The organism is Micromonospora sp. DT227, assembly GCF_049841835.1.
Lineage (GTDB): Bacteria > Actinomycetota > Actinomycetes > Mycobacteriales > Micromonosporaceae > Micromonospora.
Genome location: NZ_JBNCLA010000008.1, coordinates 16,262 through 38,334, shown reverse-complemented (window position 1 = coordinate 38,334; position 22,073 = coordinate 16,262). Strand labels below are relative to the sequence as shown.

Below are 22,073 nucleotides of genomic sequence, written 5' to 3'. Positions count from 1 at the left end.
CTGCGAGATGTGTATAAGAGACAGAGCCTGACCGCCCGGAGCCGGGCACGGTCGCCCCCGGCCCCGACCGCAACCACTCACCCAGGCAAGGTGACGAAATCGATCAACCGCTCCATCGCGTTGATCAACGGCGTCTCCACGTCCGCGAAACTGTCCACCCGGGACAGGATGTGCCGCCACATGTCGGCCGGCTCGGCCACCCCGAGCGCGGCGCAGACGCCCTCCTTCCAGGGCTGCCCGGGCGGCACCACCGGCCACGCCGCGATGCCCAGCGCCGCCGGTCGCACCGCCTGCCACACGTCCACGTAGGGGTGACCGGTGACCAGCACGTGGGGCGAGGTCACCCGGGCCACGATCCGGCTCTCCTTCGAACCGGGGACGAGGTGGTCGACAAGCACCCCGAGCCGGCGGCCCGGTCCGGGCGCGAACGCGCGCACCTCGTCGGCGAGCGCGTCGATGCCGTCGAGCGGCTCCACCACCACGCCCTCGATCCGCAGGTCGTCGCCCCAGATCCGCTCGACGAGCGCGGCGTCGTGCACACCCTCCACCCAGATCCGGCTGGCCTTGGCGACCTGCGCCCGTACGCCGTCCACGGCGACCGAGCCGGAGGCGGTCCGCCGCCGGGCGGCCGGGACCGGGGCGCGGGCCGGGCGGCGCAGCGTGACCGGCCGGCCGTCGAGCAGGAACGCGGCGGGCAGCAGCGGGAAGTTGCGCCGCCGACCGTGCCGGTCCTCCAGCACCACGGCGCCCGAGTCGAAACCGACCACCGCGCCGCAGAACCCGGAGTCGGCGTCCTCGACCACCAGGTCGGGCTCGGCGTCGACCTCGGGGGTCACCTTCCGCCTCCGCCAGTCGCCCGCCAGCACGTCCCCGTCGTATCGCCCCGCCATGACGATCACGCTAGTCACCGGGCCTGCGGCTCGCCCGCCGACGCGCCGGTCCGGGCACCGCCCGAGGGCATACGAAACGGTGCGAACGGGGTAGTTGGGGGCAGGCCACGCCACCCGTGCGGCAGCCGAGACAGCGGCGGCGGCCACCACGTACCCTTTCCGCATGTCCTCCCCCGCAACGGGCGCGGCCACGCTGGCTGCGCGCCGGTCAAGCCGGTTCGTCGCCTGGGTACGCGCCTGGCGCGCCGGCCTGGTGCCGTTCGACGAGGTCGCCGACGCCATCGCCGGCGACGAGGAGCACCTCGTCGCGGACGCGCCCGGCACCTGGACCGACGTGTCGCTGCGGGAGGCGCTGCCCAGCCTGGCCAAGCACTCCCCGGACGAGATCCGCCTGGTCCTGCCCGCACCGGGCGACCCGCGCGGGCTGCCCGGGCCCGGCGCGTTCGCCGGGGCGGCGCTGCTGGCCGGCGAGGCGGTGGTGGCCAGCGGGCTCGGGCTGGTGCCGGAGGTCCGCACGCACACCTCCGGCTCCGGGATGACCTGGGAGACGGTGCTGTGGCGGGTCCACGCGCTGCCGCCGGACGCGCCGAAGGCGTCCCTGACCGCGCCGGGCGCGGCGGAGGCCGAAGCCGAACTGGCCACCGCGCTGGCCGAGACGACCGCGGCCCTGACCCGGCTGGACGTCGCCCAGTGGCGGCCCGAGCTGGCCGGCGCGCTCGCCGCACTGCGTCGCCCCGACGGCACCACCGACCTGCCACCCGGCTTCGACCCACGGTCCCGCCGGTTGTTCGCCCGTGCCGCCGTGCTGGACCGGGTGCTCGCCCTGGCCGGCGAGAGCGCCCCGGGCGGGGCGGTGAACACCCACGAGGCGCAGCAGCGGGACGCGGCGCTCCGACCGCTGACCACCGCCTGCCGGCAGGCGCTTGTCGCCGCCTGCAACGCCCCGCTGCGGCTCTAGGCCCGCCGGCTCAGAGCTCGTCGATCAGGTCGGCCACCGAGTCGACGATCCGGGACGGCCGGTACGGGTACCGCTCGGCCTCGGCCCGGGTGCTGATGCCGGTGAGCACCAGGATCGTCTCCAGCCCGGCCTCCAGCCCGCACAGGATGTCGGTGTCCATCCGGTCCCCGATCATCGCGGTGGACTCCGAGTGGGCGTCGATGGTGTTCAACGCGGAACGCATCATCATCGGGTTGGGTTTGCCGACGAAGTAGGGCTCCACGCCGGTCGCCTTGGAGATCATCGCGGCCACCGAGCCGGCCGCCGGCAGGGCGCCCTCGACCGACGGGCCGGTGGCGTCCGGGTTGGTGCAGATGAACCGCGCGCCGTCGTCGATCAGCCGGATCGCCTTGGTGATCGCCTCGAAGCTGTAGGTGCGGGTCTCCCCCAGCACCACGTAGTCCGGGGCGAAGTCGCTGAGCACGTACCCCACCGCGTGCAACGCCGTGGTCAGGCCGGCCTCACCGATCACGTACGCGGTCCCGCCCGGCCGCTGGTCGGCCAGGAACTGGGCGGTGGCCAGCGCGGACGACCAGATCGCCTCCTCCGGCACGTCCAGCCCCATCCGGGCCAGCCGGGCCTGGAGGTCGCGCGGGGTGTAGATGGAGTTGTTCGTCAGCACCAGGAACGGCTTGCCCGAGGCGCGCAGCTTCTGGACGAACTCCGGGGCGCCGGGCACCGGCTGCCCCTCGTGCACCAGCACGCCGTCCATGTCGGTGAGCCAGCTCTGCACCGGCTTGCGGTCATGCATCGTGTCGTCCCCAGGGGTGTGTCGGTGGTCGGTCGGGCTCAGGGCCGGCGGGCCGCGGGCACACAGCACAGCGCCGGGCAGGTGTCCCAGGCCGGCAACTCGCCGAGCCGGCGGCGCAGCCGCTCCCCGTCCGGGGCGGTGCGCTCCAGGACCAGCTCCCGGACCATCGCCACGAAGCGCGGGTCGGTGCCCGGGGTGCCGGCGCGGACGAAGTCCAGGCCGAGCTGCTTGGCCGTCTCCAGCGCCTCGGTGTCCAGGTCCCAGACCACCTCCAGGTGGTCGGAGACGAACCCGATCGGGCTCACCACCACACCGGTCACGCCCTGCTCGGCCAGGCTGGTCAGGTGGTCGTTGACGTCCGGCTCCAGCCACGGCACCTGCGGCGGGCCGGACCGGCTCTGCCAGACCAGGTCGTACGGCAGGTCCGGCGCGGCGGCGGCGTGCACCAGCCGGGCGGTTTCTTCCATCTGGGCGGTGTACCGGCCGCCGTGCGGGCCGGCGGTGGCGGCCGCCGAGGCCGGGATCGAGTGCGCGGTGAACACCAGCCGGGTGCTGTCCCGCCGGGCCGGGTCGAGCTGGGCCAGCGCGGCGCGGACCGCGTCGACGTGCGGCTCGACGAAGCCCGGATGGTCCCAGAACTGGCGCAGCTTCTCGATCAGCGGCGCGTCCGCACCGACCGCGGCCCGCGCCGACGCGATGTCCTCCTGGTACTGCCGGCAGGAGGAGTAGCCGCCGTAGGCGCTGGTGACGAACGCCAGCGCGCGGGTGATCCCGTCGTCGCGCATCTGCGCCACCGTGTCGGCGAGCATCGGGTCCCAGTTGCGGTTGCCCCAGTAGACCGGCAGGTCGACGCCGTTGGCGGCGAAGTCCGCCCGGATCGCCGCCAGCAGGTCGCGGCACTGCTGGTTGATCGGGGACACGCCACCGAAGTGCAGGTAGTGCTCGGCGACCTCGGCCAGCCGCTCCGGCGGCACCCCCCGGCCGCGGGTCACGTTCTGGAGGAAGGGAAGCACGTCCTCGGGCCGCTCCGGGCCACCGAAGGAGACCAGCACCAACGCGTCGTACGCCATGGCCCCATTCTTCCCCGCCCGCCGTGACGCGCGTGCGACGCCCCCTGCTCAGCGCGGTAACGGGTGTGAGGCGGGGCCCCTTCTTATGCAGAATGCGTTAAGAAGGGGCCCCGCCTCACACCTCAGGCGCCGAGGGCGTGGTAGCCGCCGTCGACGTGCACGATCTCGCCGGTGGTGGCCGGGAACCAGTCGGACAGCAACGCCAGGCAGGCCCGGGCGGCCGGCTCGGAGTCGGACAGGTCCCAGCCCAGCGGCGCGCGCTCGGACCAGGCTTCCTCGAACTGGCTGAACCCGGGGATCGACTTGGCGGCCATGGTGCGCAGCGGGCCGGCGGCCACCAGGTTGCTGCGGATGCCCTGCTTGCCCAGGTGCAACGCCAGGTAGCGGGAGGCGGACTCCAGCCCGGCCTTGGCCACGCCCATCCAGTCGTAGACCGGCCAGGCCTTGGTGGCGTCGAAGGTGAGGCCGACCACCGCGCCGCCGGCGGACATCAGCGGCAACGCCGCCATGGCGAGGGACTTGTAGGAGAACGTGGAGACCTGCAACGCGGTCGCCACGTCGGCCCACGGCGCGTCGAGGAACCCGCCGCCGAGGCAGCTCTGCGGCGCGAACCCGATCGAGTGCACCACCCCGTCCAGGCCGTCGACGTGCTCGCGCACCTTGTCGGCCAGCCCGGCCAGGTGCTCGTCGTTGCTGACGTCCAGCTCGATCACCGGCGCCGGCTCGGGCAGCCGCTTGGCGATCCGCTCCACCAGGGAGAGGCGGCCGAAGCCGGTGAGCACGACCTGGGCGCCGTTCTCCTGGGCGAGCTTCGCCACGGAGAACGCGATCGAGGCGTCGGTGATGACGCCGGTGACCAGCAGCCGCTTACCGGCCAGGAGTCCGGACATGCGCATTTCCTCCGTGCTCTCGTCAGTCAGTGACCCATGCCCAGGCCGCCGTCGACCGGGATGACGGCGCCGGAGATGTACCCGGCCGCGTCCGAGGCCAGCCAGGTGACCACGTCGGCCACCTCCGCCGGCTGGGCGAACCGGCCGGCCGGGATGGCCTTGCGGTATTCGGTGCGGCGCTCCTCGGGCAGCGCCGCGGTCATGTCGGTGTCGATGAAGCCGGGCGCCACCACGTTCGCGGTGATGTTGCGCCCGCCCAGCTCACGGGTGATCGAGCGGGCCACCCCGACCAGGCCGGCCTTGCTCGCGGCGTAGTTGACCTGGCCGGCGCCGCCGTAGAGGCCGACCACCGAGGAGATGAAGATCATCCGGCCCCACTTGGCCCGGAGCATCTTCGTCGAGGCCCGCTTGGCGACCCGGAAGGAGCCGGCCAGATTGGTGTCGAGCACGCGGGTGAACTGCTCGTCGGACATCCGCATGATCAGCGTGTCGTCGGTGATGCCGGCGTTGGCGACGAGCACCTCCACCGGGCCCAGCTCGGCCTCCACCGCGGCGAACGCGGCGTCCACCGACTCGGCGTCGGTCACGTCGCACCGCACCCCGAACAGCCCCTCCGGCGCGTCCCCGCTCCGGTGGGTCACCGCCACCCGGTCACCCTGCTTGGCGAATGCCTGCGCGATGGCCAGACCGATGCCGCGGTTTCCGCCGGTCACCAGCACGGTACGGGCCACGGGTCCCCCTGAAGCTCGGTCTGATCTCTCGGTCGGTGGCGAGCCTAGGGGTTACCGACAGGTAAGCGCTAACCCGCCCAGCTCAGCGGCCGGGCCGTGTCCTCCCGCCCGGCCCGGCGCGCGACACCGCCACCCCCGGTGTACGCTGATCACTGTCTGCGGGCCGGTCTGCGCCCGCGCTCCGGGCTCCGCCGACCGCAGGAGGTGATCGCTGTGCGAGATAGCGATCCTCCCAGTCGTGGCCGGGCCCACCGTCAGCCCCGCTGAGCCACGGCTCGGTCGACGCGGCTGACCCGCTTCCCGCCCTCCGCACCGCACCCGCTCTCCGGCGTCCACCGCCGGGGGTGGCCCTGCCGCGCGGCGGAGCACCCGGTCACGACTTCGTGTGTGTCCCCCGGTCCCCCGCACGGCCCGCCTCACCGGGCCGAAGTCGCCACGGAGCACAACCATGAGCCGTTACGCCGCACCGCTGGGTTTCACCCTCGCCGCCGTCTGGGTGGCGGTCCTCTTCGTGTTGGCCGGCGGCGGTCACTGACCACCGCCGGCCCGCCCCGGCTCAGATCAGGCGGGACGTCCACAGCAGACTCAGCGCGCCGGCGCAGAGCGCCAGCAGCAACGCGACCCCCGCGTACCACTGGGTGACCTCGCGCGGCTCGGTGCGGTAGCCGATCGAGCTGCCCATGTCCTGGTAGACCTGCTTCAGCTCGCTCACCGAGGCGGCCTCGTAGAAGAAGCCCTGGGTGGTCTCCGCGAGCTGGGACAACGCGCTGCGGTCCACCGGCACCCGCTGGAGCTGACCGCCGATGTCCACCTGGCCCGAGTCGGTGCCGAACGCGATGGTGGAGACCGGCACGTTGGCCGCCTGCGCCGCCGCGGCCGCCTCCTCCACCGAGCGGCCCGACGTGCGGTAACCGTCGGAGAGCAGCACGATCCGGGCCGGCGGGATGCCGGCGGCGCCGTCGGCCGGCACCGACCGGATCGCCTCCAGGCAGGTGAACACCGCTTCCCCGGTGGCGGTCGCCTCGGCCAGCACCAGCCCGTCGATGGCGGTGGTCACCGCGCCCCGGTCCTTGGTGGGCGGCACCAGCACGTTCGCCGACTTGGCGAACGACACCAGCCCCAGGTTGTAGCTCTCCGGCAACTCGCCGACGAACTGCTTGGCCGCCTCCTGCGCGGCCTCCAGCCGGTTCGGCGCCACGTCGTCGGCCTGCATGGACAGCGACACGTCGATGGCGAGCATCACGGTCGCCCGTTCCAGCGGCTCCCGGGTGTCGATCGCCGGTCGGGCCAGCCCGGTGGCCAGCACCAGCAGGCAGAGCAGGAACGCGGTCGCCGCCGCGTGTCGCCGCCAGCCGAGCCCCTTGGGCGCGACGGTACGCAGCAGGTCGACGGTGGTGAAACGCAGCGCGTACTGCCGGCGGTGCAACTGCCGCCAGACGTACGCGGCGGCGAGCGCCAGCACCGGCAGCACGGCCAGCAGCCACCACGGTTGCAGAAAACGGATCATCGGGTCGTCCCTCGGGTACGGGCGTGCCGCTGCGCGGCGACGAAACGCACCATGTCCAGCAGCCAGTCTCGGTCGGTACGCAGGCGCAGGTGGGCCGCGCCGGCGGCGCGCATCTCGGCGGCGATCGCCCCGCGCTGGGCGGCCGCCGCCTCGGCGTACCGGCGGCGCAGTCCCGGATCGGCGGTCTGCACCTCGTGCAGCTCCCCGGTCTCCGGATCGACCACCGGCAGCACCCCCACGTCGGGCAGTTCGAGTTCCCGCGGGTCGACCACCTCGACGGCCAGCACGTCGTGGCGGACCCGCAGCTTACGCAGCGGCCGGCCCCACTGCGCCGGCGGCGACAGGAAGTCGGAGATCACCACCGCCACGCCACGCCGGCGGGGCGGCCGGTTGAGCGCGTCCACCAGCGCGCCGAGGTCGCTGCGCCCGGGGCGGATCTCGGTGCCGGCGACGGCGCGCAGCAGCCCCTGCGCCTCCTTGCGTCCGCCCCGGGCGGGCAGCCGCAGCAGCGTCCCCGGCGCACCGGTGGTCGCGCCGGTGCCGACCACCGCGCCGATCCGGTTGCCGCCGCGCACGGTGAGGTGGGCCAGCGCGGCCACCGCGGCGACCGCCACGTCCCGCTTGAGCCACCGCCCGGTGCCGAAGTCGAGGCTGGCGGAGAGGTCGACCGCCAGCCACGTCTCCAGCTCGCGGTCGGCCACCGTACGCCGCACGTGCGGCATGGTGGTGCGGGCGGTCACCGGCCAGTCCATCCGGCGCACGTCGTCGCCGGGCCGGTACTCCCGGGACTCCCCCGCCTCGCTGCCCGGGCCGGGCAGCAGGCCGGCGTAGTCGCCCTGGAGCAGCCCGTCCAGCTTGCGGGTGACCATGAGCTGGAGCCGGGCCAGCACGGCGCCGGAGCGCTCGCCGGCGGCCGGCAGCCGGGTGGGCGGCGTCACGGGCGCTGCCCGGGCCACCCGTTGTGCGGCACGGCCGGTGGCGGTGGTGTGGCCTGCTGACGGGGCGCCACCGCGGGCAGCGGGATGGTCGACATCACCCGGTGCACGATGTGGTCGGCCGGCACGTCGTCGGCGAGCGCGTCGTAGCTGAGCACCAGCCGGTGGCGCAGGATGTCCGGCGCGATGTCCTGCACGTCCTGCGGCAGCGCGTAGTCCCGGCCGCGCAGCAGCGCCAGCGCGCGGGTGGCCCGGACCAGGCCGAGCGAGGCGCGCGGGCTGGCGCCGTACTGGATGAGCTGGGCCACGTCGGGCATCCCGTGCTCGGCCGGGGCGCGGGTGGCGAGCACCAGCCGGACCGCGTAGTCGACGAGCGCGTTGTGCACGAAGACCTGGTCGGCCTTGCGCTGGAGCGCGATCAGGTCGGGGGTGTCGAACACCCGGGCCGGCTCGGGCGGGGCCACGCCCATCCGGTAGACGATCTCCCGCTCCTCGGCGTCGGTCGGGTAGCCCACCACGATCTTCATCAGGAACCGGTCCCGCTGCGCCTCCGGCAGCGGGTAGACGCCCTCCTGCTCGATCGGGTTCTGGGTGGCCATCACCAGGAACGGGTCGGGCACCCGGTGCGACTCACCGCCGATGGAGACCTGCCGCTCGCTCATCACCTCGAGCAGCGCCGACTGCACCTTCGCCGGCGCCCGGTTGATCTCGTCGGCGAGCAGGAAGTTGACGAAGACCGGGCCCAGCTCGACGTCGAACTTCTCGCTGGACTGCCGGTAGATCCGGGTGCCCATGATGTCGGCGGGCACCAGGTCGGGGGTGAACTGGACGCGGGCGAAGGACCCGCCGACGACCCGGGCGAGCGTCTCCACGGCGAGCGTCTTGGCCACCCCGGGCACCCCCTCCAGCAGGCAGTGCCCCCGGGCCAGCAGCGCGACGAACATCCGCTCGACCATCCGGTCCTGCCCGACGATCACCCGTTTGATCTCGAACAGCGCACGTTCCAGCAGCGTGGCGTCCTGCGCCGGGGTGGTGACGGCCGGGGGCGGCGGGTCCGGCGTCGCCTCGGTCGGGTTCGGCACGTCGGGCGTGGTCGGCTGGGCCACCGGTCCTCCACAGCTGGGTAGTCGTCGCGGCGTGGTGCGTGTCAAGACTGTCATGCCTTGCTGAGAGCCGAGGGTGGGAGAGGCACGATTTTCGCCACGCCGTCGGAGTCCGGTGGAAAACGCTGAACACGGGTGGACAACAAGGGGTCCGGCGCGTGTACGATTCACCCCGTCGCCGGGCGGCTCCCCCCGTGGCCGCCCGGCGCTAAAACTCCCCGGTGTGCGGCTCTAGACTCGCCCCGGTGACCACTCCCCACCCTGACGACGCGCCGATCTGCTCGGCGCGGGGGTGTCGCGCCCCCGCGGTGTTCCAGTTGCGCTGGCGTAACCCCCGCCTGCACACGCCCGACCGGCGCAAGACCTGGCTGGCCTGCCCGGCGCACCGCGCCTCGCTTGGTGACTTCCTCGACGCGCGCGGCTTCCTGCGCGAGGTGGTGCCGCTGCCCGGATCGCCTACGCTCGAAGCGTGAGCGCGCAGACGATCGGATTCCGCGCCGCCGGCGGACGCGGCGGTTCCCCCCGGTGAGCGCCGACGGCCACGCCGGCCGGCCGGCGTCCCCGCCCGGCCCGTTGGAGCCCTGGCCGGACACGGTCCGCTGGCAGCCGATCTCCCGCGACCTGATCTGGGTGGAGCTGATCCGGCTCGGCATCGGTCTCGCCGTGGCGCTCGTGGTGCTCGGCACGGCCTGGGCGCTCTCCGGGCACTGGCTGCTGGGCGCCGCCGTCGCGGTGGCGCTTCTGCTGTCCGCGTGGCGGGTGGTCACCATCGTGCGCGCGGTGCGGGCCTGGGGGTACGCCGAGCGCGCCGACGACCTGCTGGTGCGCCACGGCCTGCTGGTGCGGCGGCTCTCCATCGTCCCGTATTCGCGGATGCAGTTCGTCGACGTGAGCGCCGGTCCGCTGGAGCGCGCCTTCGACCTGGCCACCGTGCAGTTGCACACCGCCGCGGCGGCCAGCGACGCCCGGGTGCCCGGCCTGCGGCCGGCCGAGGCGTCGCGGCTGCGCGACCGGCTCACCGCGCTGGGCGAGGACCGGGCGGAGGGCCTGTGAGCGCGAGGAGCGAGCCGGTCCTGCGAGCCCCGCAGCCGCGAACGAAGGACGGCACCGCGAGCGCGAGGAGCGAGCCGTGACGAACGGGCAGTCGTGGCCGCCACCGCCGGGCCACGGTCCACCGCCCGACCATGCCCCACCGCCCGACCATGCCCCACCGCCCGGCCCGGGTCCGTGGGCCGGCCCGGGTCCGCAGCCGGTGCCGCCGCCTCCCGGAGCGTGGGTGCCGGCGCCGTGGGGGCCGGCGGGCGAGACGGAGCCGCGACAGCGGCTGCACCCGTTGAGTCCCGCGCTGCACGGCGCGAAGTCGCTGGTCGTGGTGATCGCCGGGCTCTCCTGGTCGACCCTGTCCCGGGTCGGGTTCGGCTGGTTCGCCGTGCTGGTCGCGGTCTTCGTCCTCGGCGCCACCGTGCTGTCCGTGGTGAGCTGGTGGAACACCGGTTACCACGTGGTCGGCCGGGAGCTGCGGGTGTACGAGGGGCTGCTGTGGCGGCGTACCCGGGCCATCCCGCTGGAGCGGTTGCAGGCGGTGGAGGTGGTCCGGCCGCTGCTGGCCCAGCTCACCGGGCTGGCGGAGCTGCGGCTGGAGGTGGTCGGCGGAGGCAAGACCGAGGCGCCGCTGGCGTACCTCGGGGTGGCCGAGGCCGCCGCGCTGCGCCAGCGGCTGCTCGCCGTGGCCGGCCGCGCCCCGGCGTCCGCGCCGGCCACGGTCGGCGCGCCACCCACGCCCGCCCCGGCCGGCCGGCGGCTGCACGCCGTACGCAATCAGGATCTGCTGGTCAGCCAGTTGCTCACGCCGCAGGCGTTCCTGCTGCCGTTCGGTGTGGCGTTCGTGGTGGCGCAGTTCCTGTCCGAGGGTTCCTGGTCGTTCATCGCGGTGGCCAGCACGCTGACCGCGATGGCCGGCGTGCTGCTGCAACCGGTCCGCCGGGTGCTCGACGACTGGAGCTTCCGGTTGGACGCCGACGGCGACACGCTGCGGGTGCACAACGGGCTGCTGGAGACGCGGGTGCAGACCGTGCCGCTGCACCGGGTGCAGACCGTCGGGGTGACCTGGCCGCTGCTCTGGCGGATGAAGGGCTGGTTGCGGCTGCGGCTGGAGGTGGCCGGCTACTCGGCCGGCGAGCCGGACGACCGGAACCGCCCGGACCGGCTGCTGCCGGTCGGCGACGCCGGCACCGGCGAGCGGGTGGTGGCGGAGGTGCTGCCCGGCGTACGGCTGGACGCGCTGCCGGGCACGCCGCCGCCGCGCCGGGCCCGCTGGCTGCGCCCGCTGAGTCGGGCGGTGGTCGGCGTCGGGCTCGACGAGCGGGTCTTCGTGGCCCGGTCCGGGTTGCTGACGCGCTCGGTGACGCTGGTGCCGTACGCCCGGATCCAGAGCGTGCGGGTCACCCAGGGGCCGGCGCAGCGGCGGCTGCGGCTGGCCACCGTGCACGCGGACACCGCCGGTGGGGCGGGCGCGGCGGCGGTCGACCGGGACTTGGCCGACGCGTGGGAGCTGGCCGCGGAGCTGACCGCGCGGGCGCAGGCCGCGCGGGCGGCCGACCGGAGCCGCTGACCCGGCGCCGCCCGGGGCCGGTCAGCGGCGGTCGGCGGGCACCGCGTCCTGGTCGGCGGCGAGCGTGGTGTCCGGGCCGGCGGCCGGCGCGGTGACGCCGGTCACGGCGGCCGGCGTCGGGTCCCGGCGGGCCCGTCGGGCCCGCCACCAGCGCTCGGCCAGGCCGACCACGAGGAACGTCATCCCCACGTACGCCCAGCCGACCAGCACGTCGATCAGGTAGTGCTCGCCGCTGTACATCAGCGTGAACGTCATGGCCAGCGGGTACGCCAGCAGCAGCGGCCACCACCGCTTGCGCACCGAGCGGAGGAAGAACAGCACCACGAACAGCGCGAACGCGGTGTGCAGCGACGGCATGGCGGCCACCGGGTTGGAGGCGATCTGCCCGGCGTTGAGCAGGTTGCCCGCGCCGTGCATGCCGATCTCCTTCCAGCCCCGGGTGGAGATCCGGGCCACCTCGGTCAGCAGCCCGTTCTGGGCCGCCCACCACGGCGGGGCGGCCGGGTAGACAAAGTAGGTGACCAGCCCGGCCGCGCACAGGAAGCCCCACCGGGCCATATACCCGATCCAGCGCTGCCGGTTGCGTATCCAGAGCACCGCGGCGGCGGCCAGCGTGGCCACGAAGTGCGAGAAGTAGATCCAGCTCACCAGCACGTCCCACCAGCGCACCTGGCTCGGGTCGTAGAGGCGCTGCTGGAGCCAGACGGTCGGCACCTCACCGCCGGTGGCCCATCCGGTCAGGAACCGGTCGGCGACGATCAGCTCCATGGCGTGCGGGGTCGCGCCGTTGTCGGCGAACCCGCGGGACAGGTTGTACGCGGCGAGCAGCAGCACCACCGGGATCCAGTCCCGGGCGAAGCGCAGGTGGCTGCGCCACGGGCGGTTCGAGTTCCACGCGACGGTGCCGGCCCAGATCCACAGGAACGCGTACGCCGGGTCGGTGGGCAGGCCGATGGCGAGCCAGGTGGCGACGAAGGCGACGCTCCAGACAGCCATCGCGATCACGCGACGGCGCCCGCCGTCGGGGGACGCGGTCGGTCCGGCGGGGGCGGGGGGCGGGGGATCTGTCAGCACGGCCATCGCCGACAAGGTTAACGGCGGGCGTCCGGCCGGCCGACGCCGACCGTCCGGGGAACGGCCCGGGCGGCCACCCGGACGCGGTACGACTCGGACCGCGCTGCACTAGGCTCGGCCGCATGCAGGAGCAGTCGGAGTCGCCCTTCGCACCGGGCCTGACCGCCCGCGTCGAGCTGACCGTCACGGACGCGGACACCGCCGAGGCGGTGGGTTCGGGAGACGTGCCGGTGCTCGGCACGCCCCGGGTGGTGGCGCTGGCCGAGGCGGCGACCGTGGCGGCCGTCGCGCCCCGGCTGCCGGCCGGGTCGACCACGGTCGGCGTCCGGGTCGAGCTGGAGCACCGGACGGCCACCCCGGTCGGGCGGACCGTGTCCGCGCACGCCGAGCTGGTGAAGGTGGACGGCCGCCGGCTGGTCTTCGAGGTGACCGTCACGGACGGGCCCGCGGTGGCCGCGCAGGGGCGGGTGGAGCGGGCGCTCGTCGACCGGCGGCGCTTCGTCGAGCGGGCCGGGCGCACGCCGTGACCGTCCGCTTCACCGAGATCGCCGCCGGTGTGCACCTGCTGCGCGAGCCGCTGCTGCGGGTCAACGTGGTGCTGGTGGTCGGCGACGGCGCCGCGCTGCTGGTGGACACGCTCTCCACCGCCGGGCAGGCGCGGGAGCTGGCGTCGGCCGCCCGGGCGGTGACGCCGCACCCGTGGGTGATCGTCAACACCCATCACCACTTCGACCACTGCTTCGGCAACGCCACGCTGGCCGCCGAGCCGGGCACCGAGGTGTACGCGCACGCCCAGGCCGTCGCGGCGTTGCGCGACCAGCCCGACGCGCTGCGCCGGGCGGCGTACGAGGAGATGCGCGCCGAGCAGCCGGCGTTGGCCGAGGAGCTGGCGCGCACCGAGCTGCGGACGCCGACGCACGAGGTCCGCGAGGAGACGGTGCTGGACGTCGGCGGGCGCCGGGTGGTGCTGCGCCATCCCGGGCACGGGCACACCGACGCCGACCTGGTGGTGCACGTGCCGGACGCGGACGTGCTGGTGGCGGGCGACCTGGTGGAGCAGAGCGGGCCGCCGGCGTTCGAGGAGTCGTACCCGTTGCAGTGGCCGGACGCGGTGGCCGACCTGCTGCGGCTGACCACGCCGGCCACCGTGGTGGTGCCAGGCCACGGCGAGCCGGTCGACGTGGCGTTCGTCCGCGAGCAGCACGCCCAGCTCGCCCGGCAGGCGTGGCTGATCCGGGCCGGTCACACCGGCAGCGCCCCGCCGGAGCGGGTGGCGGCGGAGTCGCCGTTCGGCGCCCGGCCCGGCCTGATCGCGGCCCGGCGCGGCTACGCCGAACTCGACGGCGCGGCCTGATCGCCGCCCGGCGCGACCACGTCGAACTCGACGGCGCGGCCTGATCGCCGCCCGGCGCGACCATGTCGAACTCGACGGCACGGCCTGATCGCCGCCCGGGCCGGCCTGGTCGAGCTCGACGGCACGGCCGGAGCCGGTCCACCGGTCCCCGGTGCCCGGCCCCGGTCAGGGGCGGGCGCGCAGCGCGGTGAGCAGCGCGTCGAGGTGCGGGGCGGCGGCCAGCACGGCGGTCCGGGCCACCGGGTCCAGCTCGGCGAGCGCCTCGGCGAGCAGCGCGGCGCGGTGGACCTCGTGGTCGGCCATCCGTCGGCGGGCGGCCTCGGTGAGGCCCAGCCGGACAACCCGGCGGTCGGCGGGGTCGCGGTCGCGGACCAGCAGCCCGGCGTCGGTGAGGTCGCGGACCAGTGTGCTGACCGTGTTCGGCGCGGTGCCGAGCCGCCGGGCCACCTCCTTGCCGCTGATCCCCGGCGTGGCCCGGACCAGCAGGAGCACCTCCACCTGCGCCTCGGGCAGCGGCTCCCGGTCGGCGCGGGCGACGGTCCGGCGGCGCAGCAGCCGGTGCAGCTCCCCCAGCCCCGCGCCGAACCGCGCGATCTCCTCGTCGCCCGTCACCGAGTCACCTGCTTCACATCGCAACAGTTCTGACTACAGAGATAAGGTAACCCGGACCACCGGATCCAGGGGGACCTCTCGTGCACCAGACCGTGCGGCCCGCCGCGCGTCCACCCGTCGACCGACCCGCCGGACGGGGCGGCGGCGTGAGCCTGCTGGTGCTGCTCGGCACGCTCACCGCGATCGGCCCGCTCTCGCTGGACATGTACCTCCCGGCGTTCCCGGCGATGACCCGCGAACTCGACGCCGACCAGGCCGGCATCCAACTCTCGTTGACCACCTGCCTGATCGGCCTGGCGCTGGGTCAACTGGTCACCGGCCCGCTCAGCGACCGCTGGGGGCGACGCCGGCCGGTCCTGGTCGGCGTCGTCGCGTACGCCGTGCTGGCGCTGGCCTGCGCCGCGGCGCCGAGCGCCCCGCTGCTGGCCGCCGCGCGGTTCGCCCAGGGGCTGGCCGGCGGCACGGGCATCGTGGTGGCCCGCGCGGTCGTCCGTGACCTCTACGCCGGTCGGGACGCCGCGAAGTACTTCTCCCGGCTCACCCTGGTCTTCGGGGTGGCGCCGGTGGCCGCGCCGGGCGTCGGCAGCCTGGTGCTCCGGTTCGGCTCCTGGCGGGCGGTCTTCCTCACCCTGGCCGTCATCGGGGCGGTGCTCGCCGTGGCGGTCGCGCTGCGCCTGCCGGAGACGCTGCCGGCCGAGCGCCGCAGCACCGGCGGCCTCGCCGCCACCGCGCGGACCATGCGGGCGCTGGCCGGCGACCGGGTCTACCTCGGGTACGCGCTGACCCAGGGCTTCACGTTCGCCGGCCTGTTCGCGTACATCTCGGGGTCGTCGTTCGTGTTCCAGGACGTCTTCGGCGTCTCGGCGGTCGGGTTCGCCGTGGTCTTCGGCGTCAACTCGCTCGCGCTGATCGCCACCGGGCAGGCGAACGCCCGGCTGCTCGACCGGTTCAGCCCGCGCCGGCTGCTGGTCACCACGCTCGCGGTCAGCCTGGTCGCCGCGCTCGGCGTGCTGACCGGCGCGCTCACCGGCAGCCTCGCCGGCACCGCGGTGGCGCTGTTCGTGTTCGTCGGCTCGCTGGGCATGGTGATGCCGAACAGCACCGCGCTGGCGCTGGACGCGCACGCCCGGCACGCCGGCACCGCCGCCGCGCTGATGGGCGGCATCCAGTCGGTGGTCGGCGCGCTCGCCGCGCCCCTGGTCGGTCTCGGTGGCGAGGGCAGCGCCCTCCCGATGGCCGTGGTCCTGACCGGCGCCGCCGCGCTCGCCCTGCTGGCCGTCCGCACGCTCGCCCGCCCCCGCTGACCGCCCGCCTCGCGCCCCACGCCGTTGTTAAGAGGGGCCCCCTCCTATACCGAATGCGTTAAGAAGGGGCCCCGCCTTTCACGCGAAGCGGGCGGTGACGGCGGCGCGGGTGGGCATGGCGGTGGCGCCGCCGGGGGACTCGCAGACCAGCGCGGCGACCCGCAGGGCGAACGCCACGCGGTCCTGCCAGCCGCGCGCGTCGGCCGGCTCGCCGGCGGCGAGCAGCTCCGCCACCAGCGCGCCCATCACCGAGTCACCGGCGCCGGTGGCGTCCACCGCGTCGACAGTCGGCGCGGGCACGCGTACCACGTCGTCGGCGGCGGCGACCAGCGCGCCGTCTGCCCCGAGCGTGACCACGACGGTGGTCGCGCCCAGTTCCCGCAGGTACGCGGCGACGCCCTCGACCGGCTCGTCCGGGTAGAGCACCCGGGCGTCCGCGCTGCTCAGCTTGACCAGGTGCGCCGCGGCGGCGAACTCGGCGACCACCCCGCGCAGCCCGTCCAGCGCGCCGGGCGCGGTGAGCAGGCTCGGACGCACGTTCGGGTCGAACACGCGCAGCCCGCCGGCGATCGACCAGGCCCGACGCGCGGCGGCCAGCACCGGCGGGTCGAGCAGCACGATCGAGCCGCAGTAGAGCACGTCCGCGCCCTCGACCAGGGCCACGTCGAGGTCGTCCGGGCCGAGCAGGGCGTACGAGCGCGGCTCGCCGTAGAAGCGGAACTCCGGCTCGGGGCCGGCGAAGGTGGCCACGGCCAGCGCGGTCGGGGCCGGCACGGTCACCGCCCCGGCCACGCCCACCCCGGCGTCGGTGAGGAAGGCGCGGACCCGGCCGGCGAGCGCGTCGTCGCCGAGCGACCCGACGAACTGCACGGCCCCGCCGAGCCGGGCGATCGCCACCGACACGTTGAGCGGCCCGCCACCGACCGCCTGCCGGTAGACGGGCGCCCCGTCGTGCTCGGCGTCGAGCAGGTCGACGAGCGCCTCGCCGAGCACCACCGCGTACCCCATGCTGGCTCCTCCCGGTTGTCCTCCCCCGATCCTGGCGCATGCCGGGAACCGGCGCGACGGAACCCCGACGCATCGACCAGTGGCTATTGCGTGCGGCGGTCGGACGTGATGGGATTGCGCTGACGGGAGGGCGCGGTGGGCTGCCGCGCCGCCGGGTCGAGCCGACGCGAGGGGCATCCGCGGTCCGCGACACGGACCGCAGGCAGTGCGCGTTCCCCGACGGCCCCGGCCGCACGCCGACCGCCGGGCGCGGGCACCGCGATCGTCGCATCCGCTCGTCGCAGCGGGGCGGGCCGAGGGTGGGCCGCTCCGCGAGTCAGGAGATCCCCGTGCACCGATCCCGTACGGCCGCGCTCGTCACCGCGGCCCTCACCCTGGCCGTGGGCGCGTTCGCCCTGGCCAGCGGGCCCGACCCGGCCGCCGCGCACGGCGCGGCGATGACGCCGGGCGCCCGCACCTACCTGTGTTGGAAGGACGGCCTCACCGGCACCGGTGAGATCCGGCCGAACAACCCGGCCTGTTCCCAGGCGGTCGCCCAGAACGGGGCGAACTCGCTCTACAACTGGTTCAGCGTGCTGCGCTCCGACGCCGGCGGCCGGACCACCGGGTTCATCCCCGACGGCAAGCTGTGCAGCGGCGGCAACCCGAACTTCAGCGGCTACGACGCGGCCCGCAACGACTGGCCGGTCACGCACCTGACGGCCGGGCGGTCGATGGAGTTCCGCTACAGCAACTGGGCGCACCACCCGGGCACGTTCTACTTCTACGTGACCAAGGACAGTTGGAGCCCGACCCGGGCGCTGGCCTGGAGCGACCTGGAGGAGCAGCCGTTCCTGCAGGTGACCAACCCGCCGCAGAGCGGCGCGGTCGGCACCAACGACGGGCACTACTACTTCAACGGCACGCTGCCGAGCAACAAGAGCGGCCGGCACATCATCTACTCGCGGTGGGTCCGCTCGGACAGCCAGGAGAACTTCTTCGGCTGCTCGGACGTGACGTTCGACGGCGGTAACGGCGAGGTGACCGGCATCGGCTCGGGCAACAACCCGACGCCGACGCCGACCAACCCGACCCCGACCCCGACCAACCCGACGCCGACGCCCACCAGCCCGACGCCGACGCCGACCGGCCCCACGCCGACGCCGACCATGCCGGCCGGCAACTGCATGGCGGTCTACAAGGTGGTCAGCGCCTGGGGCGGCGGCTTCCAGGGCGAGGTCATGATCATGAACCACAGCACCCGCACGTACAGCGGGTGGACCGCGAGCTGGACCTGGCCCAGCGGCCAGACCATCAACCAGGTGTGGAACGGCACGCTGAGCGGAAGCGGGTCGTCGGTGACGGTCACCAACGCCGCGTACAACGGCAGTGTCGCGCCGGAGGGCACCACCACGTTCGGCTTCACCGCGAACGTCTCGGGCCAGAACACCCTGCCCACGGTCACCTGCACCGGTCGGTGACACCGCGGTAGCGAAGGGCCCCCGGCAGCGCGCCGGGGGCCCTTCGACACGCCTGGATCAGCGGACCATGCTGCCCACGACCGGCTTGGTGAGCAGCGCCGACTGGTTGCGCTGGATGCCCGGGTCGAGCGTCTTCGCCACGAAGATCGCGTGCCAGACGCAGAAGATCAGCACGGTCCACACCTTGCGGGAGTGGTCGGCCTCCTCCCGCTTGTGCTCGTCGAGCAGGCGCATCGCGTACGACAGGTCGATCAGGTCGCCGGCGCCGGAGGTGGCCAGCACGTGCCGGGCCCACTCGTACATCTCGCCGCGCAGCCAGACCCGGGTCGGGGTCGGGAAGCCCAGCTTCTTGCGGTTGACGATGGCCGGCGGCACGACGCCCTGCAACGCCTGGCGCATGGCGTACTTGGTGGCCTCGGAGCGCGGCGGCAGCTTCAGGTCGACCGGGATGCCGGCGGCGACGTTGAACACCTCCCGGTCCAGGAACGGCACCCGGACCTCCAGCGAGTGCGCCATCGAGATCCGGTCCGCCTTGACCAGGATGTCGCCGCGCAGCCAGGTGTAGAGGTCGACGTACTGCATCTTGGTGACGTCGTCCAGCTCGGTGCACTCGGCGTAGATCGGCGCGGTGACGTCGGTGTAGCGCACCGACGGGTCGTAGCGGCGCAGCAGGTGCTGCTTCTCCTCCTCGGTGAACATCCGGGCGTTGCCGTAGTAGCGCTGCTCGATCGGCGTGGTGCCGCGCTCCAGGAAGCTCTTGCCCTTGACGCCCTGCGGGATGGCCTTGGAGACGGCCCGCAGGCCCTTCTGCACGCCGTCCGGGAGACCGTTGACCGAGCTGAGCGAGAGCGGTTCCCGATAGATCGTGTAGCCGCCGAAGAACTCGTCCGCGCCCTCGCCGGAGAGCACCACGGTGACGTGCTCGGCGGCCTTCTTCGCCACGAAGTAGAGCGGCACCAGGGCCGGGTCGGCGACCGGGTCGTCCAGGTGCCAGACGATCTTCGGCAACGCGTCGATCATGTCCTGCGGCCCGATCTTGGTCGGGATGGTGGTCACGTCGAGGTGCCGGGCCGACTCCTGGGCCACGTCGATCTCGGAGTAGCCGGGCACGTCGTACCCGACCGTGAAGGTGAGGATGTTCGGGTTGAACTCGCGGGCCAGCGCCACCACGGCGGTGGAGTCGATGCCGCTGGACAGGAACGAGCCGACCGGCACGTCCGAGCGCATGTGCATCCGGACGCTCTCCCGCAGCGTCTCCCGGATCTCGTGGTAGAGCTTCTGCTCGTCGGTGACCGGGGCCGGGCGGAACACCGGCCGGTACCAGCGGCGCACGTCGATCCGGCCGTCCGGGGTCCAGGTGAGGTACTCCCCCGACCCGATCCGGCTGATCCCCTTGTGCAGCGTGCCCGGCTCCGGGACGTACTGGAGGGTCAGGTAGTGGCTCAGGTTCGCCGTGTCGATCCCGGCGTCGCCCTGGTAGGCGGAGTGCGCGAACGGCAGCAGCGCCTTCTTCTCCGAGGCGAGGTAGAGGCCGTCGGCGGTCTGGAGGTAGTGCAGCGGCTTGATGCCGAAGTAGTCGCGGGCGCCGAAGGCCCGCCGCTCCTGCCGGTCCCAGATCACGAACGCGAACATGCCGCGCAGCTTGGTGAGCACCCGCTCACCCCAGTAGTGGTAGCCGGCGACGATCACCTCGCCGTCGCCGTTGGTGGCGAACTGGGCGCCGTGGTCACGGATCAGCTCGTCGCGCAGCTCGATGTAGTTGTAGATCTCGCCGTTGAACGTGAGCAGGTAACGACCGCCCGCGTAGGGCAGGGGTTCGTGGCTGAGCGCCACGTCGATGATCGCCAGCCGCTTGTGCGCGAACACACCGTCCGCGTACCGGCCGGAGGCGTCGCCGACCACCTCGACCCCGGTCTCGTCCGGGCCACGGTGGTGCAGGCACTCCAGTGCGCCGGCGATGTTGTCGCGGTGGGCGGCGGCGTCACCGCGCGCGCTGAAGAAGGCCAGGAGTCCGCACATGACGGCCATCTTTCCACGCGCCGGAAGCCGCCGTCGCGGCACCGCAGGCACTCCCCGCCGACGTGTGCGCGGTACCGTCGGGACCAGCGATGGGGCTCAAGGGAGGGGCGGATCATGACCGAGGAGCGGACGCAACAGGGCAAAGCGGCGGACGGCACGGAGTCGCACGACCCCGACTTCCCGGAGGCGTTCCTGACGTTCATGCGGCAGGGCTGGCGGGACACCGAACTGCCGGTCACTCCGCGCCCGGAGGTGCCCAACCACGCCAAACGGCGGGCCGCGCTGGCCGAGGCGTTCCCGGGCGAGACGCTCGTCATCCCCACCGGCAACGAGAAGGTCCGCGCCAACGACACCGAGCACCGGTTCCGGCCGGGCAGCGACTTCGCGTACCTGACCGGCGACCTGGAGCCCGACAGCGTCCTCGTGCTGCGGCCGGGCGGCGAGGCCACGCTCTACATGCGGCCCCGGTCGTCCCGGGTGACCGACGAGTTCTTCCGCAGCCGCCACGGTGAGCTGTGGGTGGGTCGCCGGCCGACGCTGCGCGAGAAGTCGACCGAGCTGGGCCTGCCGACCGCCGACCTGAGCGAGCTGGACGCGGCGCTGGCCGAGCTGGCCCCGGGGCGCACCCGGGTGCTGCGCGGCTTCGACGCCCGGGTGGACGCCGCCGTGCGCCGGTACGACGGCACACGCGCCGAGGGCCAGCCGGGCCGCGACCGGGAGCTGGCCATCGCGATCTCCGAGCTGAAGCTGGTCAAGGACGAGTGGGAGATCGCCCAGCTCCAGGAGGCGTGCGACGCCACGGTGCGCGGCTTCGAGGACGTGGCCCGCGCGCTGCCGGCCGACCGGTCGATCTCCGAGCGGCTGCTGGAGGGGCTGTTCGCGCTGCGGGCCCGGCACGACGGCAACGACGTCGGCTACGGCTCGATCGTCGGGGCCGGCGAGCACGCCACGATCCTGCACTGGGTGCACAACCACGGCGCCACCCGCCCGGGTGACCTGCTGCTGATGGACATGGGCGTGGAGAACCGCAACCTCTACACCGCCGACGTCACCCGGGTGCTGCCGGTCGACGGCCGGTTCACGCCGTTGCAACGTCAGGTCTACGACGCGGTCCACGCCGCCCAGCAGGCCGGCATCGACATGTGCAAGCCGGGGGTGGGGTTCCGCGACGTCCACCTCGCGTCGATGCGGGTGCTCGCCGAGGCGCTCAAGGACCTCGGGCTGCTGCCGGTGAGCGTGGACGAGGCGATGGATCCGGCCTCGACGGTCTACCGCCGCTGGACGCTGCACGGCACCAGCCACATGCTCGGCATCGACGTGCACGACTGCGCGAACGCGCGCAAGGAGACGTACCGCGACGGGCCGCTCGGCGAGGGGTACGTGCTCACCGTCGAGCCCGGTCTCTACTTCCAGCCGGAGGACGAGCTGGTCCCCGAGGAGCTGCGCGGCATCGGCGTCCGGATCGAGGACGACATCCTGGTCACCGCCGACGGCCCGGTGAACCTCTCGGCCGGGCTGCCGCGCGCCTCGGGCGAGGTGGAGACCTGGCTGGCCGAGCAGCGCGAGGCGGGCCCGCGCCTGCCGGGCTGACCCACCGACCGTTCGTGTCATCGGCCCCGTGACGCCTGCCGCGTCGCGGGGCCGATGCCGTCGGCGGCACAGCCGTCCTTCAACGCCCTTTATGCGGGCTTTCTTCGGATAAGCGCTTCTCGCGAGGATCCTTCTCCTACGGTGTCGTTCAGGGGCTGCAACCGTTT

Annotated in this window: 21 protein-coding genes; 9 read left to right on the top strand and 12 right to left on the bottom strand. The window is 74.0% G+C overall.

Annotation, left to right across the window (positions count from 1 at the left end; all coding sequences use genetic code 11):
- Nucleotides 1-77: 77 nt before the first annotated feature.
- Entirely contained in the window at nucleotides 78-890 is an 813-nt protein-coding gene (locus ACLQ2W_RS24865) for a DUF3097 domain-containing protein (protein ID WP_425789095.1), read from the bottom strand.
- A gap of 163 nt (nucleotides 891-1,053) precedes the next feature.
- Here ACLQ2W_RS24865 and ACLQ2W_RS24860 point away from each other — a divergent pair, with 163 nt between their 5' ends.
- A complete protein-coding gene (locus ACLQ2W_RS24860; protein ID WP_425789093.1) occupies nucleotides 1,054-1,848 on the top strand; it encodes a hypothetical protein in 795 nt (264 codons plus the stop codon).
- A 10-nt stretch (nucleotides 1,849-1,858) separates the two neighbouring features.
- Here ACLQ2W_RS24860 and ACLQ2W_RS24855 read toward each other — a convergent pair whose 3' ends face one another.
- The 7 genes from ACLQ2W_RS24855 to ACLQ2W_RS24825 all read right to left on the bottom strand — a co-directional run bounded on the left by ACLQ2W_RS24855 (nucleotide 1,859) and on the right by ACLQ2W_RS24825 (nucleotide 8,877).
- Entirely contained in the window at nucleotides 1,859-2,638 is a 780-nt protein-coding gene (locus ACLQ2W_RS24855) for an HAD-IIA family hydrolase (RefSeq protein WP_425789091.1), read from the bottom strand.
- A gap of 38 nt (nucleotides 2,639-2,676) precedes the next feature.
- Nucleotides 2,677-3,708: a ferrochelatase gene (locus tag ACLQ2W_RS24850; RefSeq protein ID WP_425789089.1), complete on the bottom strand. Its 1,032-nt coding sequence runs from the start codon at nucleotides 3,706-3,708 to the stop codon at nucleotides 2,677-2,679.
- 122 nt (nucleotides 3,709-3,830) lie between these two features.
- Nucleotides 3,831-4,598: an enoyl-ACP reductase FabI gene (gene fabI, locus ACLQ2W_RS24845; RefSeq protein WP_425789087.1), complete on the bottom strand. Its 768-nt coding sequence runs from the start codon at nucleotides 4,596-4,598 to the stop codon at nucleotides 3,831-3,833.
- Between the two features lie 26 nt (nucleotides 4,599-4,624).
- Nucleotides 4,625-5,329, bottom strand: coding sequence for a 3-oxoacyl-ACP reductase FabG (gene fabG / locus ACLQ2W_RS24840; protein WP_405090334.1), 705 nt, complete (start codon nucleotides 5,327-5,329; stop codon nucleotides 4,625-4,627).
- 556 nt (nucleotides 5,330-5,885) lie between these two features.
- Entirely contained in the window at nucleotides 5,886-6,836 is a 951-nt protein-coding gene (locus tag ACLQ2W_RS24835) for a VWA domain-containing protein (RefSeq protein ID WP_107156857.1), read from the bottom strand.
- Nucleotides 6,833-7,792 carry a DUF58 domain-containing protein gene (locus ACLQ2W_RS24830; RefSeq protein WP_281938715.1) on the bottom strand — a complete coding sequence of 320 codons (960 nt, stop codon included), beginning with the start codon at nucleotides 7,790-7,792 and terminating at the stop codon, nucleotides 6,833-6,835. Before ACLQ2W_RS24830 ends, ACLQ2W_RS24835 begins: the two co-directional genes overlap by 4 nt.
- A complete protein-coding gene (locus ACLQ2W_RS24825; protein WP_107156856.1) occupies nucleotides 7,771-8,877 on the bottom strand; it encodes an AAA family ATPase in 1,107 nt (368 codons plus the stop codon). The genes ACLQ2W_RS24830 and ACLQ2W_RS24825 overlap by 22 nt, the downstream gene beginning before the upstream one ends.
- A 242-nt stretch (nucleotides 8,878-9,119) precedes the next feature.
- Between ACLQ2W_RS24825 and ACLQ2W_RS24820 the strand changes: the two genes are divergently transcribed.
- From ACLQ2W_RS24820 to ACLQ2W_RS24810, 3 genes are all read left to right on the top strand, one after another.
- Nucleotides 9,120-9,347 (top strand): hypothetical protein, encoded by a 228-nt coding sequence (locus ACLQ2W_RS24820; protein ID WP_425789084.1) that lies wholly within the window; start codon nucleotides 9,120-9,122, stop codon nucleotides 9,345-9,347.
- Nucleotides 9,348-9,399: 52 nt separating this feature from the next.
- Complete coding sequence (locus tag ACLQ2W_RS24815; RefSeq protein ID WP_281938711.1) at nucleotides 9,400-9,927, top strand: PH domain-containing protein; 528 nt, start codon at nucleotides 9,400-9,402, stop codon at nucleotides 9,925-9,927.
- 76 nt (nucleotides 9,928-10,003) lie between these two features.
- Entirely contained in the window at nucleotides 10,004-11,485 is a 1,482-nt protein-coding gene (locus ACLQ2W_RS24810) for a PH domain-containing protein (protein ID WP_425789081.1), read from the top strand.
- A 21-nt stretch (nucleotides 11,486-11,506) separates the two neighbouring features.
- Here ACLQ2W_RS24810 and ACLQ2W_RS24805 read toward each other — a convergent pair whose 3' ends face one another.
- On the bottom strand, nucleotides 11,507-12,565 hold the full coding sequence (locus ACLQ2W_RS24805) for a phosphatase PAP2 family protein (RefSeq protein WP_425789079.1): 1,059 nt from the start codon (nucleotides 12,563-12,565) through the stop codon (nucleotides 11,507-11,509).
- A 116-nt stretch (nucleotides 12,566-12,681) separates the two neighbouring features.
- Between ACLQ2W_RS24805 and ACLQ2W_RS24800 the strand changes: the two genes are divergently transcribed.
- Both ACLQ2W_RS24800 and ACLQ2W_RS24795 read left to right on the top strand, forming a co-directional pair.
- The gene (locus ACLQ2W_RS24800) at nucleotides 12,682-13,086 is read left to right on the top strand and encodes a thioesterase family protein (protein ID WP_425789077.1); all 405 of its coding nucleotides are present in this window, start codon (nucleotides 12,682-12,684) and stop codon (nucleotides 13,084-13,086) included.
- A complete protein-coding gene (locus ACLQ2W_RS24795; RefSeq protein ID WP_425789075.1) occupies nucleotides 13,083-13,913 on the top strand; it encodes an MBL fold metallo-hydrolase in 831 nt (276 codons plus the stop codon). The genes ACLQ2W_RS24800 and ACLQ2W_RS24795 overlap by 4 nt, the downstream gene beginning before the upstream one ends.
- Nucleotides 13,914-14,078: 165 nt before the next feature.
- Here the strand turns inward: ACLQ2W_RS24795 and ACLQ2W_RS24790 are convergent, their stop codons facing one another.
- A complete protein-coding gene (locus tag ACLQ2W_RS24790) occupies nucleotides 14,079-14,525 on the bottom strand; it encodes a MarR family winged helix-turn-helix transcriptional regulator (protein ID WP_425789073.1) in 447 nt (148 codons plus the stop codon).
- Nucleotides 14,526-14,605: 80 nt separating this feature from the next.
- On the opposite strand from ACLQ2W_RS24790, the gene ACLQ2W_RS24785 reads away from it, so the two are divergent.
- Nucleotides 14,606-15,829: a multidrug effflux MFS transporter gene (locus tag ACLQ2W_RS24785; protein WP_405090340.1), complete on the top strand. Its 1,224-nt coding sequence runs from the start codon at nucleotides 14,606-14,608 to the stop codon at nucleotides 15,827-15,829.
- 78 nt (nucleotides 15,830-15,907) lie between these two features.
- Here ACLQ2W_RS24785 and ACLQ2W_RS24780 read toward each other — a convergent pair whose 3' ends face one another.
- A complete protein-coding gene (locus tag ACLQ2W_RS24780; RefSeq protein WP_425789071.1) occupies nucleotides 15,908-16,837 on the bottom strand; it encodes a carbohydrate kinase family protein in 930 nt (309 codons plus the stop codon).
- Nucleotides 16,838-17,166: 329 nt separating this feature from the next.
- Between ACLQ2W_RS24780 and ACLQ2W_RS24775 the strand changes: the two genes are divergently transcribed.
- Nucleotides 17,167-18,297: a lytic polysaccharide monooxygenase auxiliary activity family 9 protein gene (locus tag ACLQ2W_RS24775; protein ID WP_425789069.1), complete on the top strand. Its 1,131-nt coding sequence runs from the start codon at nucleotides 17,167-17,169 to the stop codon at nucleotides 18,295-18,297.
- 57 nt (nucleotides 18,298-18,354) lie between these two features.
- Here ACLQ2W_RS24775 and asnB read toward each other — a convergent pair whose 3' ends face one another.
- Entirely contained in the window at nucleotides 18,355-20,316 is a 1,962-nt protein-coding gene (gene asnB / locus ACLQ2W_RS24770) for an asparagine synthase (glutamine-hydrolyzing) (RefSeq protein WP_425789067.1), read from the bottom strand.
- 114 nt (nucleotides 20,317-20,430) lie between these two features.
- Here asnB and ACLQ2W_RS24765 point away from each other — a divergent pair, with 114 nt between their 5' ends.
- Entirely contained in the window at nucleotides 20,431-21,906 is a 1,476-nt protein-coding gene (locus tag ACLQ2W_RS24765) for an aminopeptidase P family protein (RefSeq protein ID WP_425789064.1), read from the top strand.
- The last annotated feature ends 167 nt before the right edge of the window (nucleotides 21,907-22,073 follow it).

Bases quoted from the DNA above. Each gene is read 5' to 3' on its own strand.
- ACLQ2W_RS24865 (WP_425789095.1), bottom strand. From the start codon at position 890: ATGGCGGGGCGATACGACGGGGACGTGCTGGCGGGCGACTGGCGGAGG.
- ACLQ2W_RS24855 (WP_425789091.1), bottom strand. From the start codon at position 2,638: ATGCATGACCGCAAGCCGGTGCAGAGCTGGCTCACCGACATGGACGGC.
- ACLQ2W_RS24780 (WP_425789071.1), bottom strand. From the start codon at position 16,837: ATGGGGTACGCGGTGGTGCTCGGCGAGGCGCTCGTCGACCTGCTCGAC.
- ACLQ2W_RS24850 (WP_425789089.1), bottom strand. From the start codon at position 3,708: ATGGCGTACGACGCGTTGGTGCTGGTCTCCTTCGGTGGCCCGGAGCGG.
- asnB (WP_425789067.1), bottom strand. From the start codon at position 20,316: ATGTGCGGACTCCTGGCCTTCTTCAGCGCGCGCGGTGACGCCGCCGCC.
- ACLQ2W_RS24860 (WP_425789093.1), top strand. From the start codon at position 1,054: ATGTCCTCCCCCGCAACGGGCGCGGCCACGCTGGCTGCGCGCCGGTCA.
- ACLQ2W_RS24805 (WP_425789079.1), bottom strand. From the start codon at position 12,565: ATGGCCGTGCTGACAGATCCCCCGCCCCCCGCCCCCGCCGGACCGACC.
- ACLQ2W_RS24835 (WP_107156857.1), bottom strand. From the start codon at position 6,836: ATGATCCGTTTTCTGCAACCGTGGTGGCTGCTGGCCGTGCTGCCGGTG.
- fabI (WP_425789087.1), bottom strand. From the start codon at position 4,598: ATGTCCGGACTCCTGGCCGGTAAGCGGCTGCTGGTCACCGGCGTCATC.
- ACLQ2W_RS24800 (WP_425789077.1), top strand. From the start codon at position 12,682: ATGCAGGAGCAGTCGGAGTCGCCCTTCGCACCGGGCCTGACCGCCCGC.
- ACLQ2W_RS24765 (WP_425789064.1), top strand. From the start codon at position 20,431: ATGACCGAGGAGCGGACGCAACAGGGCAAAGCGGCGGACGGCACGGAG.